This is a genomic window from Sulfitobacter sp. (assembly GCF_039977885.1).
Taxonomy (GTDB): Bacteria; Pseudomonadota; Alphaproteobacteria; order Rhodobacterales; family Rhodobacteraceae; genus Sulfitobacter.
Genome location: NZ_JBDWCI010000020.1, coordinates 548429 through 564607, shown reverse-complemented (window position 1 = coordinate 564607; position 16179 = coordinate 548429). Strand labels below are relative to the sequence as shown.

Annotated in this window: 21 protein-coding genes; 6 read left to right on the top strand and 15 right to left on the bottom strand. The window is 55.2% G+C overall.

Annotation, left to right across the window (positions count from 1 at the left end; all coding sequences use genetic code 11):
• The first annotated feature begins 96 nt into the window (after positions 1–96).
• Genes flhA through ABJM03_RS16395 form a run of 4 tightly spaced genes read left to right on the top strand, consistent with a single transcriptional unit; the run spans position 97 to position 4428 of the window.
• The gene (gene flhA / locus ABJM03_RS16410) at positions 97–2175 is read left to right on the top strand and encodes a flagellar biosynthesis protein FlhA (RefSeq protein ID WP_348418917.1); all 2079 of its coding nucleotides are present in this window, start codon (positions 97–99) and stop codon (positions 2173–2175) included.
• A complete protein-coding gene (locus tag ABJM03_RS16405; protein ID WP_348418916.1) occupies positions 2172–2945 on the top strand; it encodes a flagellar biosynthetic protein FliR in 774 nt (257 codons plus the stop codon). Before flhA ends, ABJM03_RS16405 begins: the two co-directional genes overlap by 4 nt.
• On the top strand, positions 2942–4027 hold the full coding sequence (locus tag ABJM03_RS16400; protein WP_348418915.1) for a flagellar type III secretion system protein FlhB: 1086 nt from the start codon (positions 2942–2944) through the stop codon (positions 4025–4027). Before ABJM03_RS16405 ends, ABJM03_RS16400 begins: the two co-directional genes overlap by 4 nt.
• Positions 4024–4428 (top strand): hypothetical protein, encoded by a 405-nt coding sequence (locus ABJM03_RS16395; RefSeq protein ID WP_348418914.1) that lies wholly within the window; start codon positions 4024–4026, stop codon positions 4426–4428. The genes ABJM03_RS16400 and ABJM03_RS16395 overlap by 4 nt, the downstream gene beginning before the upstream one ends.
• Positions 4429–4442: 14 nt before the next feature.
• On the opposite strand, the gene ABJM03_RS16390 is transcribed toward ABJM03_RS16395, so the two are convergent.
• The 9 genes from ABJM03_RS16390 to ABJM03_RS16350 are packed head-to-tail and all read right to left on the bottom strand — an operon-like array spanning position 4443 to position 9067.
• Entirely contained in the window at positions 4443–4985 is a 543-nt protein-coding gene (locus ABJM03_RS16390; RefSeq protein WP_348418913.1) for a flagellar basal body-associated protein FliL, read from the bottom strand.
• A gap of 14 nt (positions 4986–4999) precedes the next feature.
• Entirely contained in the window at positions 5000–5734 is a 735-nt protein-coding gene (gene flgH, locus ABJM03_RS16385) for a flagellar basal body L-ring protein FlgH (protein WP_348418912.1), read from the bottom strand.
• A gap of 4 nt (positions 5735–5738) precedes the next feature.
• A complete protein-coding gene (flgA, locus tag ABJM03_RS16380) occupies positions 5739–6158 on the bottom strand; it encodes a flagellar basal body P-ring formation chaperone FlgA (RefSeq protein ID WP_348418911.1) in 420 nt (139 codons plus the stop codon).
• The gene (gene flgG, locus ABJM03_RS16375; protein ID WP_348418910.1) at positions 6158–6943 is read right to left on the bottom strand and encodes a flagellar basal-body rod protein FlgG; all 786 of its coding nucleotides are present in this window, start codon (positions 6941–6943) and stop codon (positions 6158–6160) included. The genes flgA and flgG overlap by 1 nt, the downstream gene beginning before the upstream one ends.
• A gap of 12 nt (positions 6944–6955) precedes the next feature.
• The gene (locus ABJM03_RS16370) at positions 6956–7675 is read right to left on the bottom strand and encodes a flagellar hook-basal body complex protein (RefSeq protein WP_348418909.1); all 720 of its coding nucleotides are present in this window, start codon (positions 7673–7675) and stop codon (positions 6956–6958) included.
• A 2-nt stretch (positions 7676–7677) separates the two neighbouring features.
• Positions 7678–7947, bottom strand: coding sequence for a flagellar biosynthetic protein FliQ (locus ABJM03_RS16365; protein ID WP_348418908.1), 270 nt, complete (start codon positions 7945–7947; stop codon positions 7678–7680).
• Positions 7947–8237, bottom strand: a complete 291-nt coding sequence (gene fliE / locus ABJM03_RS16360; protein ID WP_348418907.1) for a flagellar hook-basal body complex protein FliE — start codon at positions 8235–8237, stop codon at positions 7947–7949. Before fliE ends, ABJM03_RS16365 begins: the two co-directional genes overlap by 1 nt.
• A 39-nt stretch (positions 8238–8276) precedes the next feature.
• Positions 8277–8669, bottom strand: coding sequence for a flagellar basal body rod protein FlgC (gene flgC, locus ABJM03_RS16355; protein ID WP_348418906.1), 393 nt, complete (start codon positions 8667–8669; stop codon positions 8277–8279).
• A gap of 11 nt (positions 8670–8680) precedes the next feature.
• On the bottom strand, positions 8681–9067 hold the full coding sequence (locus ABJM03_RS16350) for a FlgB family protein (protein ID WP_348418905.1): 387 nt from the start codon (positions 9065–9067) through the stop codon (positions 8681–8683).
• Positions 9068–9148: 81 nt separating this feature from the next.
• Here ABJM03_RS16350 and ABJM03_RS16345 point away from each other — a divergent pair, with 81 nt between their 5' ends.
• The gene (locus ABJM03_RS16345; protein ID WP_348418904.1) at positions 9149–10486 is read left to right on the top strand and encodes a FliI/YscN family ATPase; all 1338 of its coding nucleotides are present in this window, start codon (positions 9149–9151) and stop codon (positions 10484–10486) included.
• 10 nt (positions 10487–10496) lie between these two features.
• Here ABJM03_RS16345 and ABJM03_RS16340 read toward each other — a convergent pair whose 3' ends face one another.
• The 6 genes from ABJM03_RS16340 to ABJM03_RS16315 all read right to left on the bottom strand — a co-directional run bounded on the left by ABJM03_RS16340 (position 10497) and on the right by ABJM03_RS16315 (position 13843).
• A complete protein-coding gene (locus ABJM03_RS16340) occupies positions 10497–11288 on the bottom strand; it encodes a DUF1217 domain-containing protein (protein WP_348418903.1) in 792 nt (263 codons plus the stop codon).
• Positions 11288–11692 carry a flagellar biosynthesis repressor FlbT gene (gene flbT / locus ABJM03_RS16335; protein ID WP_348418902.1) on the bottom strand — a complete coding sequence of 135 codons (405 nt, stop codon included), beginning with the start codon at positions 11690–11692 and terminating at the stop codon, positions 11288–11290. The genes ABJM03_RS16340 and flbT overlap by 1 nt, the downstream gene beginning before the upstream one ends.
• A gap of 13 nt (positions 11693–11705) precedes the next feature.
• Entirely contained in the window at positions 11706–12059 is a 354-nt protein-coding gene (flaF, locus tag ABJM03_RS16330; protein WP_348418901.1) for a flagellar biosynthesis regulator FlaF, read from the bottom strand.
• A 76-nt stretch (positions 12060–12135) separates the two neighbouring features.
• Positions 12136–12978, bottom strand: a complete 843-nt coding sequence (locus tag ABJM03_RS16325) for a flagellin (protein ID WP_348418900.1) — start codon at positions 12976–12978, stop codon at positions 12136–12138.
• Between the two features lie 237 nt (positions 12979–13215).
• Positions 13216–13569, bottom strand: coding sequence for a flagellar biosynthesis protein FlgN (locus ABJM03_RS16320; RefSeq protein WP_348418899.1), 354 nt, complete (start codon positions 13567–13569; stop codon positions 13216–13218).
• The gene (locus ABJM03_RS16315) at positions 13559–13843 is read right to left on the bottom strand and encodes a rod-binding protein (RefSeq protein ID WP_348418898.1); all 285 of its coding nucleotides are present in this window, start codon (positions 13841–13843) and stop codon (positions 13559–13561) included. Before ABJM03_RS16315 ends, ABJM03_RS16320 begins: the two co-directional genes overlap by 11 nt.
• A 120-nt stretch (positions 13844–13963) precedes the next feature.
• Between ABJM03_RS16315 and ABJM03_RS16310 the strand changes: the two genes are divergently transcribed.
• Positions 13964–16174: a flagellar hook-length control protein FliK gene (locus ABJM03_RS16310; protein WP_348418897.1), complete on the top strand. Its 2211-nt coding sequence runs from the start codon at positions 13964–13966 to the stop codon at positions 16172–16174.
• Positions 16175–16179: the final 5 nt, after the last annotated feature.

Here is a 16179-nt window from a genome sequence, read left to right as displayed (position 1 = left end):
TATGAGAAGATGCAGCGAATTGGTGCGTTCAAAGAACCTTACAGAAAAAATTGAAGCCTGCCTGCTCCTTAAGCATTGCCTGAAGCGTCACGTTTCATGAATTTTTCTATCCGCGCGCTTTACCAGCCTACAGTGCTTCTCGCCGTTGCCTTAATGGCGATCATTGTGATGATGATTTTGCCGATGCCGTCATGGGTTCTTGATGCAGGGCTTGCAGCATCCTTTGCTTTGGCCATTTTAATGTTCACGGTCACGCTTTTCATTGAACGCCCTCTGGATTTCTCCGCCTTCCCGACGATCCTACTCGCCTCTTTGATGTTGCGCCTGTCACTTAATGTGTCTTCGACCAAACTCATCATTGGTCAAGGGCACACCGGTACCGACGCCGCCGGAGACGTCATTCAAGGGTTCGCCCAGTTTGTCATGGGTGGTTCTGTTTTTCTGGGTCTCGTCGTGTTCCTGGTTCTGCTCATCGTGAACTTTATGGTTATTAACAAGGGCGCTACCCGGATGGCTGAAGTCGGCGCCCGCTTTGCCCTTGATGGAATGCCCGGCAAACAAATGGCCATCGACGCCGATATGTCCGCCGGTGCCATCAGCCATGAAGAGGCAAAAGAACGACGTGCACGCGAACAGCAGGAGACCACTTTTTTCGGGTCTCTCGATGGTGCCTCAAAATTTGTAAAAGGGGATGCAATCGCTGGCTTACTGATCACGCTGCTAAACCTTGTGGCAGGATTGGTGATGGGAACCCTAATCCACGGGATGCCCATCGGGTCCGCATTTGAAACCTATGCGATCCTGACAGTCGGCGACGGGCTGGTTTCTCAAATTCCGGCTGTGATCATTTCAATCGCCTCGGCACTTTTGTTGGCGCGTGGTGGCGCACAGGGCACAACCGATCTGGCTGTATTCGCGCAGCTAAGCAAACATCCCGCGGCCCTGGCCACGGTGGCTGTCTTGATGGCCCTGTTTGCCCTGGTTCCGGGGATGCCGTTTTTGCCCTTTATATTTGGCTCTGCTAGCCTTGGATACGTATCCTACCATATGTTCCAAAAGGCCAAGCTTTCCCCTGTTGAGACAACAGCAGAAGAGCCCGAACCTCTGCCCCGCGACAAACCCATGGGTGACGTGCTTGAGCTTGATGACATCCATGTTGAATTTGCCGCCGATCTGGTGAGCATGGTACTTGATTCCGGCACTGGTCTGGATGCGCGCATTGTGAACATGCGCACCCATGTCGCATCGGTCTTCGGGATTATCCTGCCTGAAATCCGTTTAACCGATAACCCCTCCCTTCCATCCAGCACCTATCTGTTACGGATTCAGGGGGTGGAGCAGGCCCGCGCGATTATTCACCCCCATCAAATGCTTGCCCTCGCCCCTGAAGATTTATCCACTTTGCCGCCCGGAACAGACACGGTAGAGCCTGTTTACGGTGCACCCGCCCGTTGGATTAACACCACCGACCAAGAAGAAGCAGCCCTTACCGGTATCACTATGGTTACCCCGACCGAGGTGCTTGCCACCCATTTGCTGGAGGTCATCAAACGCAACTTCCCGCGTTTGCTCACGTTGAAAGCCCTGCGGCGTCTGCTTGACGAGATGGTCAATATCTCCTCTCCTAGCCGCGCTGCGGCGAACCGAAAACTGCTCGATGAGCTGATTCCAGACAAGGTTCCGATTGATGTCCTTCATGCCGTGCTGCGCCTGCTTGTGGCGGAGCAGGTATCCATCCGTAACCTCCCCCTGATCCTTGAAGCCGTCGCCGAAGCGCGAGGCCAGAATGCGCAACCCGAAGCCATTTGCGAATTGGTGCGCCAGCGCCTCGGCTTCCAGCTCGTCGCAGAGATCCGCCGCGACGATGGCACGCTGCCTCTGGTACAGCTCGCACCTGAGTGGGAGGACACGTTTAACACTTATCAAATCGACGCGGATCGCGGCCTTGATATCGCACTGCCGCCCGACTTGTTCAACAAACTTGCCGACGGTGTTTCCGAAAAACTGCATGATGCAAACCAGAACGGAATCCATCCCGCACTGGTGACCAACACCCGTCGGCGCAGGTTTCTACATACAGTCATACGGACCAGAGGGATTAGCGCGCCCGTGTTGTCGTTCGAGGAAATCGGGCTGGATGCGCGGCCTTCTCTTGTCGGCGTTATCCCCGCATGATCGACGATCTGGCAACGCTGATGCATCTGACTGATGCGATGCTATGGCATGGTTTTTCTGTCTTTTTGAGGGTCAGCGCATTGGTGAGCCTTTTGCCTGCCTTTGGTGAGCAATCAGTACCTGCACGGGTGAAGCTCGGGATTGCTTTTGCCTTTACCATGATTGTCGCACCGGCGATCCCGGCACCGGTTCTGCCTATGCAATTCGGAAATGTTATATGGTTTTCCCTCACCGAAATCGCCGCAGGCCTATTGCTTGGCATCGGTATTCGTCTGTTCATTCTGGCTCTGCAAACCGCAGGCTCAATCGCGGCCCAATCCACTTCGCTTGCGCAAATCCTTGGTGGTGCGGTCGCCGAACCGGTGCCCGCGATGGGGCATATCCTTGTCATGGGTGCGCTCGCCCTAGCCGTGATGACGGGGCTGCATGTCAAAGTGGCGGAAATGTTGATCCTTTCCTATCAGATGCTTCCCATGGGTCGCCTGCCTGATGGCATCGACGTGTCTGGCTGGGGTGTTGACCAGATTCGCCGTGCCTTTTCACTGGCTTTCACGCTTGCTGCACCGTTTGTGATTTTATCGGTACTTTATAACGTCGCCCTTGGCGTCATTAACAAAGCAATGCCCCAGCTCATGGTCGCCTTTGTCGGTGCACCGGTGATCACGGCCGGCGGGCTGTTGCTACTCTGCCTGGCCTCTCCATTGCTGCTGATCACGTGGCTGGAGGCTTTCAATGGCTTCATCTCAAATCCGTTGGAGCCTGTTCCATGAGCGGTGATGACGACGAAGCAGACAAGACCTTCGACGCCACCCCGCAAAAACTACTTGAAGCGCGTCGCAAAGGGGATGTCCCCAAATCCACCGACTTGCTGACCTCTTGTGCCTATCTTGGCCTATTGATCGCGCTGCTCGGTTTAGGGGCTGGCACCCTCAAACAGTTCGGATCGACCATGATGGTGCTGATTGATCAGGCAGACAAGTTGACGGAGGTGTTTTTTGGCGGGAACGCATCGGTGCCAACTGCCGGTTTGATGAAATCGATCAGCTGGGCATTGGCGCCCATATTCGCCTTGCCAGCGATCGGTGTGATCCTTGCACTCTTCGCGCAGCAGGCATGGGTCTTTGCCCCCAGTAAACTAGAGCCAAAGTTAAACCGCATCTCGATCATCTCGAACGCCAAGAACAAGTTTGGCCGAGACGGGATTTTCGAGTTTCTGAAAAGTTTCGTGAAACTACTAATCTTTTCCGCCTGCCTCGCGCTTTTCATTCGCGCATGGCTGCCCGATATGATCGGCGTGCTACAGACCGACCCACAAACTGCAATCGCGCTGCTGGCCAAAGTTTGCATTGGGTTTCTAAGCGTGGTCGTTGTCGTGTCTGGCCTGATTGGTGCTGTTGATGCCCTGTGGCAACACGCGTCCCACATGCGCAAAAACCGCATGTCCCGCAAGGAAATCACCGATGAGAACAAGGCAAGCGAAGGGGATCCCCATCTCAAACAGGAGCGTCGTCAACGTGCGATGGCCGCTTCGCAAAGCCAGATGATGAAAGATGTCCCACAGGCTGACGTCATCATCGTAAACCCGACGCATTATGCCGTTGCTTTGAAATGGAGCCGCCTCCCTGGTGAAGCGCCGGTATGCGTGGCCAAAGGTGTCGATGAAATCGCCGCAACCATCCGCCAGCTCGGGGCCGAGGCGGGCGTGCCGATCCACTCCGATCCGCCTACCGCGCGCGCTTTGCATGCTGCGGTCGAAATCGGAGAACAGATCAGACAGGAGGATTACGCGCCTGTTGCTGCCGCTATCCGTTTTGCCGAAGACATGCGTCGCCGCGCCAAAGGCCGCGTATGAGCATCCAATCCGATCTCGCGATGATGCAACAGCTGGTCGATATGAAGTATCGCCAGCAACAAGAAAGCTTTGGCCGGCTCATCATGCAAGAAAACGCCTTGCGTGCATCATTGGCAAAACTCGACACACATCTGGCCGATAGCAGAAACAATACAGATGCATCACACAAAGCGATTGGTGCCGACGTTGTCTGGCAAGCTTGGGTAGGGCGAAACAAGCGGGAACTGAATATGCAACTGGCACAAGTACTTGCCATAAAAGAGCGCCATATCACCCAAGTTAAACAAGCCTATGGTAAAGTCCTGGCCACACAAGAGTTACACGCGGAAGTTCGCAAACAAGATGCACAAAAAACGGCGCAGTCTCAGCTAGACCGCGCCATATCCTCAATGCTATTTTGAAATAATGCGAGACGCTAATAGTCTTGCCGCGCGATTTCGATAATCAAAACGTCTTTGAGAATCTTTTTGCCCACATCCCTCTGAGCGACCTCAACAAGCGCACTGCGCAGACGGCCCAGTACTTTGGCATCGGTGAAATTACCGTTGAAACCGCCCATATTCGCATGATCAAATAGTACCTGCAAAAAGCTGTCACGTAGCTTGGGCTCGCGCAGGTATATGTCGTCCTCTTCACCCGCAGCCACCTCAAGGCTCAAGGACATCACCACTAATGCTGCGACTTTTTCCTTGGCCACGATAGGGATCACGAACTGGTTGCTCATCTTGGCAAAAGCAGTGGTCGGCGCTTCTCCATCGCCTTCGCCGTCCTCGTCGGCGGCATGCTCATCCTCCTCATGCCCGTCCTCATCTGCGTGCTCCTCTCCTTCTTCGGAGCCTTCGCCATCAGCATCGGCTTCCGCAACCTCAGGCGGCGGGTCCGGGCGTAGAAAAATGCCCGCCCCCACACCTGCACCTGCGCCAATAAAAAGCAAAATAAGCGGAAGAAGTTTTTTCATAAAATAGCTCCTGTTTAGAAGGGCAATACAGCGTCAAGGACCTGCTGACCGACGCGCGGTTGTTGGACGTCACTGATTTGACCCCGGCCGCCATAGGAAACACGGGCGGATGCTATCTTGTCATAGGTAATCTCATTCTGGCGCGAGACATCTTCAGGACGGACAAAACCACTGACCAGAAGCTCACGAAGCTCAAAGTTGACGCGCAATTCTTGACTACCTGAAATCGACAAAACCCCGTTCGGAAGAACATCAACAACTGTCGCCGCGATCCGTAGCTCCAGCTTTTCATTGCGGCTCACCGATCCATCGCCGGACGAGCTGCTGCCGGATGTAATCGAAACAAGGTCGTCAGATGTGGCACCCTCGGGCAACTTTTCGTCCAGTCGCTGCGGCAAGCCGATTAAACTCGGCACGCTGAGGTTTTCCGATCCTGACCGGCTCCTGTCTGATGAATTTGATATCTCGGCACTCTCGTCGATCTCAATCACAACGGTCAGGATATCACCCCGCACCACGGCGCGGCGGTCCCCAAGGAGTGATATACGCGATGGCGACCAAAGAGATGCAGCATCTGCCGCGCGCTGCGGAAGGACCTGAACCGGGAAATCCGGGGCAACCATGGCCTGAATCTCGGGGGTTTCCTCCGGAGGTGTAAAACTGGGTGGTTTGCCGATGTGGTCGACACGCGCGCAGCCCATTGCCAGGCCGACAAAGGCCAGACAGCACAGTTTGAGAGTTATATGCATGGTATCAGTTCCTTACTCGAATAGTGCCGTCTTCCAGAATTTTGCCGAACAACGTCGCGCGTGAGCCGAGGTTCATCACGCGAATACGGTCACCAATGGCCCCCCGTTCCAACGCACGCCCTTCGGTCGCGATGCTGATGCCATTGGCATTATAACGCAGCGCGACAATCTGGTTTCTGTTGATGATTGCGGGCGGACCAATATCGCCAACCAATATCGGGCGGCCCGCATAAAGAGCGACGCGCGCCTCTTGCCCAATCACATCTGACAAACGCGCAAAGCCGCTTGCCAGATCCCCCGCAGCAAATGTCACGTCCATTTCAGTGATGATATGGTAGGGGCGGATTGTGCGTGATGGTACAACTGTTTCGGCCAAAGCCGGAAATGCCAGGGCAACGCCAGAGATCAGTCCAAGAACTTTCATTAGCGCACCTGCGTCGTAGCGCTCATCATCTGATCAACCGCAGAGATGACTTTTGCGTTCATTTCATAGCCACGCTGTGCTTCAATCAGCTCGGTAATCTCGCGTACTGCGTCAACCGAACTATCCTCAAGATATCCCTGACGCAGGGTGCCTAGCCCGTCTTCTCCGGGCGTGGATGGAAGCGCAGGGCCGGAGGCCTCGGTCTCGAGAAACATGTTACTGCCAATCGCTTCCAAGCCTTTGGAGTTGGCAAACCCTGTGAGGGTGAATTGCCCCAAAAGCTGTCCCGCCGGCGCGTCGTCAAAATAGGCATAGACCTCGCCATCCGCATTGATCGAAATGCTCCGGGCGTCGTCAGGAATGGTAATTTCAGGGCCGACAGGGAAGCCCTCGGACGTGACGATCAGACCCTCACCGGTACGTTTAAGCCCGCCATCGCGAGTATAGGCCGTCTGCCCACTAGGTAACGTCACTTCGAGATATCCAAGCCCCTCGATCGCGACATCCAAATCCCCCTGCGTCGCAGAAAGTGACCCTTGCTGCAAATGCAAGCTCACCGCGGCCGGCCGCACCCCAAGACCCAGCTGAACACCCGTCGGCAACACCGTGCCATCGGATGCATTGACCGAACCTGCGCGCGCGACCTGTTGGTAATGCAAATCTGCAAACTCGGCACGACGGGCGTTATAGCCTGTGGTGCTCATGTTCGCGAGGTTATTGGAAATCGTCTCGACCCGCATCTGTTGGGCGCTCATTCCGGTGGCGGCAATCTTGAGGGCACGCATGGGCTCTCTCCTTTATTGGGTTTCAGTCAGGGTTTTGACCGCAGCGCGAACGCGCTCATCTTCGGTTTTCAAAAAGCTCTGGCCCATCTCATAGGCGCGCTGCACTTCGATCATGCGGCTCAGCTCCAGCAGCGGGTTGACGTTGGAGCTTTCTACAAAGCCCTGCAAAACGCGGGCTTGCTCGGTGGGTTCGTCCCCCTCATCGGCGCGAAACATCACACCGTCCTCACGCACCATGTTCAAAGGCTCCAGCGGCCGCACAACTGCAATCTGCCCCAAGGGTGCGCCATCCATACTCAGGGTGCCATCAGAGGAAACCGATAGCGTACCTGCACCCGCGGGCACGAATAGCGGTGCGCGCCCCGCATCAAGAACGGGAAAACCATCAGGCGTAACAAGCTGCCCCTCTGCATCCGGTGAAAACGCACCGGCCCGTGTCAAACGGTCACCCAAAGGGGTCTGCACAACAAAATAGCCGTCCCCCTCAATGGCAAAATCAAAGGTCCCGTTTGTCTGGGTCAATGCGCCCTGCTCAAACGAGGTCTTGGCGATGTTACCCTGCCCCATCGACAATGATGGCCCTTTGTCCATTCCCTTGACGTATTCCGAAAAAATCACGCCCTCCGCGCGAAAGCCGGTCGTGCTGGCGTTAGCGATGTTATTGGCGACAACTTGCATTTCGCGCTGCAGACCTGATTGGCGGCTCAAGGTGATATAACCGGTACTTTCCATGCTTATCCTCCAATGATGAGCGGGATTATTCGATCGTGAAAAAAGGCAACTAATGTATGGGTCATGAAGTGCATCGACATCCAGAACACGACGGCGATCGCGGCCAGCTTTGGTACAAAGGTCAGGGTCATTTCCTGAACCGATGTAAGCGCCTGAACCAGACCAATCGACACGCCCGTAACAAGAGCAGCAACAAGGATGGGGATCGAGATAATGAACGCCACCCAAAGCCCCTGCCGCATGGTGTCAAAGAACACCGTTTCGTCCATCATCAGACGGGCATCCGCAGAATTTCCTGATAGGCTTCAACGACTTTGTTACGCACATTCACTGCCGTTTCCACGGCGAGCTCTGTCTGTGCCAGTGCCTGCACCAACGCATGCGGATCAGCATTCCCCATCATGGTGGATTGGGCAACCTGTTCGGATTTTGCCAGCGTCGCAGCAAAGTCACCAACCATCCCTTTCAAGGCGGCACCGGCACCCCCTTCCCCATCGGCCGGCGTTGTGGCCGGCTTTGCCGAGGTATAATTCTGGATCGCGGATAGTGATTTCATTTCCATTCTGGAACTCCTTAGTTAAGTGGATCGCCTTCTGACGCTTTAGCGTTGTAATAGTTGCATCAGGCTGGTGGACATTTTACGGGCTTGATCAAACATCTTGAGGTTCGCCTCATAACTGCGCTGCGCCTCACGGGCGTCTGCCAATTCGATCAAAAGGTTAACGTTAGAGCCTGAAAACTCTCCCGTTTCATCCGCAAGCGGACTAGACGGATCATAAATGCGCTTCAGTTCACTCTGATCCAGATGAACCCGGCTCACTTCAACGGCGGATATGCGGTCGCCCTGCCCGAGCGTCGTCTCGAACGAGACCAGCTTGCGGCGGTAACCGGGCGTATCCGCGTTTGATATATTCTCGGAGAGATGCCGCAATCTTTGTGCTTGGGCCTGCATGCCGCTAGCGGAAACTGAACGGGCGGATGAAAAATCACTCATTACATAACCTCCTATCTGGTACTTCCAGCCGTGCGGAGAACATCCATCGCCGATTTATAAATGGCGAGTGCACGGTCATGCTGGCTCTTGGCGTCTGCCGCCTTGAGCAGCTCGGTCTCCAGCGAAATTGAATTATCATTGGGATTGTCTGCGACGCGCATATCAACCGATGCCATCTGCTGAGCGTCGGTAGAGCCATGCAAATGTCCCGCCCGTGTTGCACGTTGCGAACCGGTTGAGTCCTGCGGCGTATACAGCTCCGCAAAGGGCGGCAATTGCTTGCCCACAAATCCAGGCGTGTCAGCATTTGCCACGTTCTGGGATATCAACGCCTGACTTTGCGCGGCGTGGCCCGCCATGGCAGAGGCCGTTTTGAATATAGTTAGGTTTTCGAACATCGGGATTCTCCCTGCTACGATCTCAATGAAGGCTTAAGGGTGATTCCTTTAGAAACAGTGAGCAGCAGCCAAAGGAACATCATGACCAATGCATCCCTTATCGACGGGCTCACGGCCCATATCGCCGATCAACGCTCTGTGCGCCCAGTGGGGCGCGTGGTGCAGGCCGATGGTGCAGCGTTGCACATCAGCGGCCTTACACGCGATGCCTCGATCGGAGACGGGCTTAAAGTTTATCGCAAACGCGGCGCACCCTTGTCCGGCGAGGTGGTGCAAATCATCGGTGATCGCCTTGTAATGCTGCCTGAAGGGCCTGCCGAAGGGGTGAGTTTACATGATGCCGTTACCCTGATGTCTCCGGCGGTTGTTGCGCCTGCCGACACATGGCTAGGCCGTATCATTGACCCTCTCGGGATGCCTCTGGACGGCCAGCCCTTGCTACGTGGACAATATGCCCGCCGCTTGCTGTGCCCACCACCCAACGCCGCTGAAAGGCGCGCTTTTGGTCCGCGACTCAGCACCGGATTAGCCGTCACAAACACCATGTTGCCACTGGTCAAAGGTCAACGGATGGGTCTTTTTGCCGGCTCCGGTGTCGGGAAATCCAGTCTTTTAGGGCAATTTGCCCGCCATATGAGCGCAGATGTCGTGGTCATTGCAATGATCGGCGAGCGGGGCCGCGAGCTGCGCCATTTTGTAGAACAGGTCTTAGGGGAGGAAGGGCTAAGCCGTTCCGTCGTCGTTGCGGCCACATCGGATCAATCCCCACTGATGCGCCGCCGATGCGCTTGGACAGCAATGGCCGTGGCCGAGCATTTCCGCGACCAAGGGCATTCTGTCCTCTTCCTTGCTGATTCGATCACCCGCTTTGCCGAAGCACATCGAGAGGTGGCCGTCGCCGCGGGTGAAGCCCCCGTATTGCGCGGCTATCCGCCCTCTACAACGCATATGATCATGTCGCTGTGTGAGCGCGCTGGCCCCGGTAGCGGCAGCCAAGGTGACATCACCGCCTTGCTCAGCGTGCTCGTCGCCGGATCTGATATGGATGAACCTATCGCTGATATCCTGCGTGGTGTTCTTGACGGGCATATCGTACTGGATCGCGCCATCGCCGAACGTGGACGTTTTCCTGCGATAGATGTGCTGCGCTCTGTCTCACGCAGTCTACCAGCAGCAGCAAACGACAAAGAAAATGCCCTGCTTGCCCAAACACGCAAAATGCTGGGCCTGTATGACGCAAATGCGATGATGATCCGTGCCGGCCTGTACACACATGGAAGCGATGCCGAAGTCGACAAAGCCATCCAACTCTACCCGGAAATCGAAGCCTTTCTGGCAAAGTCAGAGGCAAGTGATCCAACGCGGAGCTTTAGCCAGCTGGAATTGCTGCTGCGGCGTGCCGGTGTCGGGCTCTCATAGAGAAAGGCGTCTATCCACCAGACAGCAACGTCAAAGCGATTGCATTGGATGAATAGCTATTGTTGAAGTCAGAAATCTGGTCGCGCACAATGTATTTTGTGACCAGGTCCTCCAGAACCGCAGGGTCTGTGAAAACACTCACATCGTCAGAGCCAAATTCCTTTTGCGCGCGGGATTTCAGGACACCCAGTTGTTGTTCGAGATCGATCTGGGCAAAAGAGCTTGGCAGGTTGAACGCTGTTTGAAACAACTCCTGCAAGGGAGCGTCCCCCATAATCGAGTACCACTTGGCATCGTTGGACATATCCTCTCCCGCCAGCAAAGGCAGCTCCCGCTCGGCGTAAAGTGCGTAGCGCATGGATTCATCCTGATCGCCTGCGGCAACCTCGAACTCCATAACCTCAAAACGCTCAATAATCGCCTCGGCAAACACAGGCTCCCCAACCTTCAGAAACTCACCAGGGCCAAAGCCAAAGGCCTGCGACATCTCCCGATAACGGGTATCAGTGAACCGGTTTGCAAGCGCATCATCGCTTTCAACGCCCTCTTCAAGCATCTTGCGGATGAAATACTTGCTATCGATATCGTCCTGCAAACCAAATGCGCCCAGTGTAACGGTCAATAACCGCCGATCCGCGACCAGTTCTTCCGCTGTTTGGACATTTCCGATATTCTCACGAAAGTAATCGGTGTCACGTTGCAGCTCTATGCTCTGCTTGAACGTCTCCATCTGGCTGTCGTAGGTGGATTGCAAAAACCGCCAGCCGGCAAGACCGCTTATTGGAATAACTGGCTGGAACATCAGCTCGGCCGAACGGCCATCAGCCGCTCCTCCCGCGGGAGCAAGGCCCGCAATGATTTCAATGTCCGGTAATGCTGTTCTTCGACCAGGGCTTTGGTGGCGTCAGCCAGAATGACCCGGCTATCAGGGTCGGTAAATACCTGACTCAACTCTTCCACTTGCCGTAACAAGGGCATATGCGAACTATCGCTATCCTTGTCGCCTGACAACACAAGTTGCACGGCAAACAATACACGGCGCACTGGCGTGTTCGCATCCTCAGGATGGATCGCGTCGCGTAACCGCAAAATTTTTGCGTCCGGGGTCATTATCGCCAGTCGGCTGCGGCGATCTCCGTTTTCGATAACGGCACCGTTTATCAATACCCGCTCTTTTGGACCAAGTTTCAGGACAAGACCGCTCATATTGGTTTCCAATCTATTTCAAGCCGCGCATAATAGCGGTGTTCACCTCGACAAGCGGCGTGGCCGAAGCCTCTCGACGGATCGCTTTGCGGGTATGATGCTCTGTAAATTCGGCCAGATATATGAGCCGCGCGCGCAATTCATCGGGCAGCAAATTATCAGGATGCGCCACATCCATCGCCAATTTGCGCCAAAGGGTTCGGTTTTCATGCAAAGCATGGATAAGCTTATTGAAATCTCTGGACCGGATAGCCGTGGTCATGCGCGAGGTAATGCGTCCTATAACATCATATTCAACCTGTCGCTCTGATTTTAGTGGCGCAGTTGTTGGCGCATATCCCTGACGGGCAAGTTGTCGACTATTCACGTTTTGTCCCTACTCATTGTTTGTGAAGCCAGAGGCGCGCGAAAACGCGCCTCTGGCAGTTTTACGATCCTCCGCCTTAACGGAAGAGAGACAGGATCGTCTGAGGGGCCTGGTTGGCAATCGACAGAGCCTGAACACCCAACTGTTGCTGCGTCTGCAAAGCCTGCAACTTGGCCGATGCTTCTTCCATGTCAGTATCGACAAGTGCGCCGATACCGGATGTCAATGCGTCGGAAAGTTTGGAGACAAAGTTAGACTGGTCATCCAGACGTTTGGCCGAAGTACCCAAGTCAGCGGCACCGGTGATCGCAGCGGTCAGCATCGTTTCCAAGTCGTCGTACGCTGTCGCCGCTGTGGCTGTGTCCGTAATAGCGGTCAGTGTACCATTGGTGATGCTTGTTTCCAGATCAGCGGTATTAACCGTGATTGTTGTTGCCGTTGCAGCACCGGCACCAACCCGGTTGATGGAACCGACAACATCAAGACCAGTGGACCCAAGACCGTCCGTATCGGCGTTCAGCAGATTCACACCGTTGAACTGAGACCCTGCAATCACCGAATCCAACTGAGCTTTTTTGGCAGTCATTTCCGCGCCAATCTGAGTGAAGTTCGCTCCTTCAGACTGTGCAGAAACTGCCAGTGCCGACATTTCTTTGAGGGTTTCAACAACCAGTTCAGCACCCGCACTTGCAACCGCAATAGCGGATTGACCGGTTGCAAGGCTGTCAGACACAGCATCAAGACCGGACACATCGGATTCCATCACTTTGGAAATTGCCCAGACCGAAGCGTTATCTTTGGCTGTGGCAACGTCTTTACCGGTCGAGATAGCGTTTTGCGTATCTGTCAGGTTGCTGTTGATGGATTTGAGGGTTTGCAGCGCAACCATTGCGCCATTGTTTGTGTTAATGCTCGACATTGAAGCATAATCCTTTTTTGTCGGCGCTTTACGCCGGTGGAAGTCCACATAAGCGTGAACAGGAATGCCATTCTGACCTGAACAGATGTCTCCGCCGGAGATCTGTGCCACCCAATCATTGGATGCATCTGCACCATGACCGCGGTGAGCTTTCCAAATTCTTAATCGCGAAAAACCGTATTTCGCGCATTTGAATAAACTGGTCCCCGCATCTTCCCTGCGGGGACCAGTAGGGCCTTACGCACGCTTTTCCATTTGGGAAACGGTTGATGTGAGAACACTCTTTTTACGCCCTTGCGCGTCATAAGTATCTAACGCCGTGCGCACTTGTTTTAACGCCGCAAGCCGTGCCGACACCGCTTTGATTCCGTCTAACGCGCCGTCCAACAGCAACTGATTGCGCTGTAATTTTCCCTCGAGCGGAGCAAGCATGCTGCGACTCAACCGGTTGTCTTGCAAGAGCTTTTCCACCAGCTCTTCTTTTGCGGGCAGCAATCCCCCCAAAGTTTCAAGATCCCCATCCAGCAGGCAACTCCGCTCTTGCTCCAGCAAGGTATCCAGATCGGAAAAATCGTTTTGATTAGGTGTCATGTGCTTGTTCCTTCAAAGCTTCATAAAGAGATTGCGCCAGCCCGATGCCACCGCCTTTAACAATGTGTTTGGCCTGCTCACTCACCAAAAATGAACCAAACTGTTCCTCCCCCGCACCGCCACCGAAACTCTCGCTGGTTTTACCCAGCCCGGCGGATTGCAGCATTTCAGACAAAAATGCAGCTTCAAGGTTTTGCGCCGCCTCCATCAAGGCACGGTCACGCGGGGCTGCTGGTACCACAGCGGCGACAGCGGGTGGGGGAATCGAGTTCATTGGAAATACTCCTCAAATTAGGTGGATTTTCCTGAACATGAACGCAGACCAGTAAACAACCAGTAACGAAGAACGCCGATAGTTGTGCCAGATCGAGGTAGAATCCCGAAAGGTGCCGCTATGAATTTCCCCACTTCAGATACAGGCCTTGCCGCCATTCTGACGTCTGCCACGGCAGACACTGCACTACCGGTGAAAGCAATCCACCCCGAACAAGGTGACTTTGCCGCGGCCTTTACCGCTATACCGGATGCATCCGAGCCAGTTCAGGAATCTACCGATCAAGCACCACCGCCAGCTGATGCAGCGGAACCCGAATCCACCGAACGCCCGGCAATCGAGGCCGATGTTAAAAGTGCCCCCTTATCAACCGTGAGTACGGAACCGGAGCCTATTGCCAAAACCGCGCCACGCCCCGGGAAGGTTGGTGAACCACAGCAGGTAGAATCCAGCGAACCTTCCTCACCTCCCCCACAAACCCTATCCGAGCGTTTGCATGGCCTGCCCAGACAACAACCCGCCGCGCTGGCAGAGGGCAAAGTGTCCCCCGCGCCGCAACAGGTAAAAATGAAACCTGTAGAAGCCCCTCAAGCGGCGAAATCATATACCGAAGAACGCGACTGGACACTGCCTGTCAGAAAAACAGCGGACCAGCCTCATGTTCTTGCAGCAACCGCTCCGATCGCGCATTCGGAAGGCAATCCGCCAGCACGCAGTGTCATGCCGTTCACGGAACAGGCGCAGCCAGAGTTTCTTAAAACAGCGAACACCACGCAGCCTGAAACACATCTGCCGCCGCGTAATTTCGGCGAAGAGATAACTAAGAATAACGCGACCTTCCATGACAAGGAAATCCCTGCTCGGCAAAATGCGCCGGATAAACCAATCATCGCGGCATCAGAAAGCGTTGAACCTCTGAAAACAGCTACCGTAATGGCACCCGCAAAAGGCCAAAGCTTCCAGCCCGAATTGCCAGCGGACCCCAATCCAACCAAGGCGCCCCTCGCGGATACCGCCGCGCAGCAACCCGTTATTCAGGCTGACAAGCTTTCCCAGAAAGATACTTCATCCTTGCTGCCGAAAGCGCCAACGGAGGCAGTAGAGAAGCCCCAAATCGCAAAGGTTGATTCTCCGACACAGAACACCATCGCCACACCAAATCAGCAGACCCCTGCCCGCCAGCCGACCGGTTTAACATTTACGGCCAATGCAGATGGTTCAGCCACCCCAACCCAGCAGACAACCACCCGCCAGCCGGCCGGATTAACATTGCTGACCAATGCAGGCGGTTCAGCCACGCCCCACAACCCAACACCTGCCCCGCTACTACGCGACAACGCAACGCCAGCCCCGCTACAACGTGACAAACCAATCAATGCTACCACCACTATACCGACGCCAGACAACGCGCGGCCCTTGCGCCCGCTGATTGCAACAGAGCCGCAAGTCAAAGGGCAAACCGATCCATCAAGCGAACAACCGATCGCAGCACGCGCGGAACTGCCCAAGCAAACAGCACCCACGACCGCTTCCACGCAAAGCGTACCCGCTCCTTCCACAGCCGCCCCAATTCAAACCGGAATTGTAGTTTCTCAGCCTGTGCAACAAACGACCAAGCCGCAAACCACAGCCACTCAAAAACCCATGGACGCGCCCAAAGCCGAAACCAAGACATTAGCCCCTTCAACAGCCAATGCAGCCCCCTCACCACAATCCATAACGCCGCTGCCCACGCTATCCCAGCCGGCGGCCATCACCAGTGCACCAACGGGCCAATCTATCGAGCAGCAAGCCAGAACCGAACAAAGCATTTCCCTGCTGGCCCCGTCCGAAGCAGCCGATCTAATGAATTGGGAGGCTGCCAAACCCCAGACCCAGCAGGTCGGGCAGCTCCAACCATTGCGCGCGGATTTAGCACCCCAAGTCGCCCGGCAAATAGCCGAGGCGATGCCTCACGCTGCCCAACGCCCCGTTGAGATCGCTTTGTCTCCCGAGGAGCTGGGGCGCGTGCGCATGTCTATCTCAAAAGATGACGGTGCAATCACCGTCAATATCCTTGCCGAGCGCCCCGAAACACTTGATCTGATGCGCCGCCATATTGACCAGCTTGGCCAATCCTTCCGATCCATGGGTTATGAGCAAATCACTTTTGCTTTTGGGCAAGGCAGTGACGCCAGCGATCAAAGCCCACCAGATGATGCAGGCCCGCAAGGAAGCGGAGCCGAGGCCCGCGCGAATGGCTCGTCGGGTGATCCTGCCAGCGCACAAACAACACCCGAATCCCTCTCACCCCTAAACACCACAACCACCGGCGTCGACATTCGCCTGTAAGGAGC

Excerpts from the sequence above, each read along its gene's own strand:
- ABJM03_RS16340 (WP_348418903.1), bottom strand. The coding sequence starts at position 11,288 with ATGTTCCAGCCAGTTATTCCAATAAGCGGTCTTGCCGGCTGGCGGTTT.
- flgC (WP_348418906.1), bottom strand. The coding sequence starts at position 8,669 with ATGAGTGATTTTTCATCCGCCCGTTCAGTTTCCGCTAGCGGCATGCAG.
- ABJM03_RS16310 (WP_348418897.1), top strand. The coding sequence starts at position 13,964 with ATGAATTTCCCCACTTCAGATACAGGCCTTGCCGCCATTCTGACGTCT.
- ABJM03_RS16400 (WP_348418915.1), top strand. The coding sequence starts at position 2,942 with ATGAGCGGTGATGACGACGAAGCAGACAAGACCTTCGACGCCACCCCG.
- ABJM03_RS16350 (WP_348418905.1), bottom strand. The coding sequence starts at position 9,067 with ATGTTCGAAAACCTAACTATATTCAAAACGGCCTCTGCCATGGCGGGC.
- ABJM03_RS16390 (WP_348418913.1), bottom strand. The coding sequence starts at position 4,985 with ATGAAAAAACTTCTTCCGCTTATTTTGCTTTTTATTGGCGCAGGTGCA.
- ABJM03_RS16370 (WP_348418909.1), bottom strand. The coding sequence starts at position 7,675 with ATGGAAAGTACCGGTTATATCACCTTGAGCCGCCAATCAGGTCTGCAG.
- flhA (WP_348418917.1), top strand. The coding sequence starts at position 97 with ATGAATTTTTCTATCCGCGCGCTTTACCAGCCTACAGTGCTTCTCGCC.
- ABJM03_RS16345 (WP_348418904.1), top strand. The coding sequence starts at position 9,149 with ATGACCAATGCATCCCTTATCGACGGGCTCACGGCCCATATCGCCGAT.
- flgH (WP_348418912.1), bottom strand. The coding sequence starts at position 5,734 with ATGCATATAACTCTCAAACTGTGCTGTCTGGCCTTTGTCGGCCTGGCA.
- flgG (WP_348418910.1), bottom strand. The coding sequence starts at position 6,943 with ATGCGTGCCCTCAAGATTGCCGCCACCGGAATGAGCGCCCAACAGATG.
- ABJM03_RS16325 (WP_348418900.1), bottom strand. The coding sequence starts at position 12,978 with ATGTCGAGCATTAACACAAACAATGGCGCAATGGTTGCGCTGCAAACC.
- ABJM03_RS16405 (WP_348418916.1), top strand. The coding sequence starts at position 2,172 with ATGATCGACGATCTGGCAACGCTGATGCATCTGACTGATGCGATGCTA.
- ABJM03_RS16365 (WP_348418908.1), bottom strand. The coding sequence starts at position 7,947 with ATGATGGACGAAACGGTGTTCTTTGACACCATGCGGCAGGGGCTTTGG.
- ABJM03_RS16315 (WP_348418898.1), bottom strand. The coding sequence starts at position 13,843 with ATGAACTCGATTCCCCCACCCGCTGTCGCCGCTGTGGTACCAGCAGCC.
- ABJM03_RS16395 (WP_348418914.1), top strand. The coding sequence starts at position 4,024 with ATGAGCATCCAATCCGATCTCGCGATGATGCAACAGCTGGTCGATATG.
- flbT (WP_348418902.1), bottom strand. The coding sequence starts at position 11,692 with ATGAGCGGTCTTGTCCTGAAACTTGGTCCAAAAGAGCGGGTATTGATA.
- fliE (WP_348418907.1), bottom strand. The coding sequence starts at position 8,237 with ATGGAAATGAAATCACTATCCGCGATCCAGAATTATACCTCGGCAAAG.
- flgA (WP_348418911.1), bottom strand. The coding sequence starts at position 6,158 with ATGAAAGTTCTTGGACTGATCTCTGGCGTTGCCCTGGCATTTCCGGCT.
- ABJM03_RS16320 (WP_348418899.1), bottom strand. The coding sequence starts at position 13,569 with ATGACACCTAATCAAAACGATTTTTCCGATCTGGATACCTTGCTGGAG.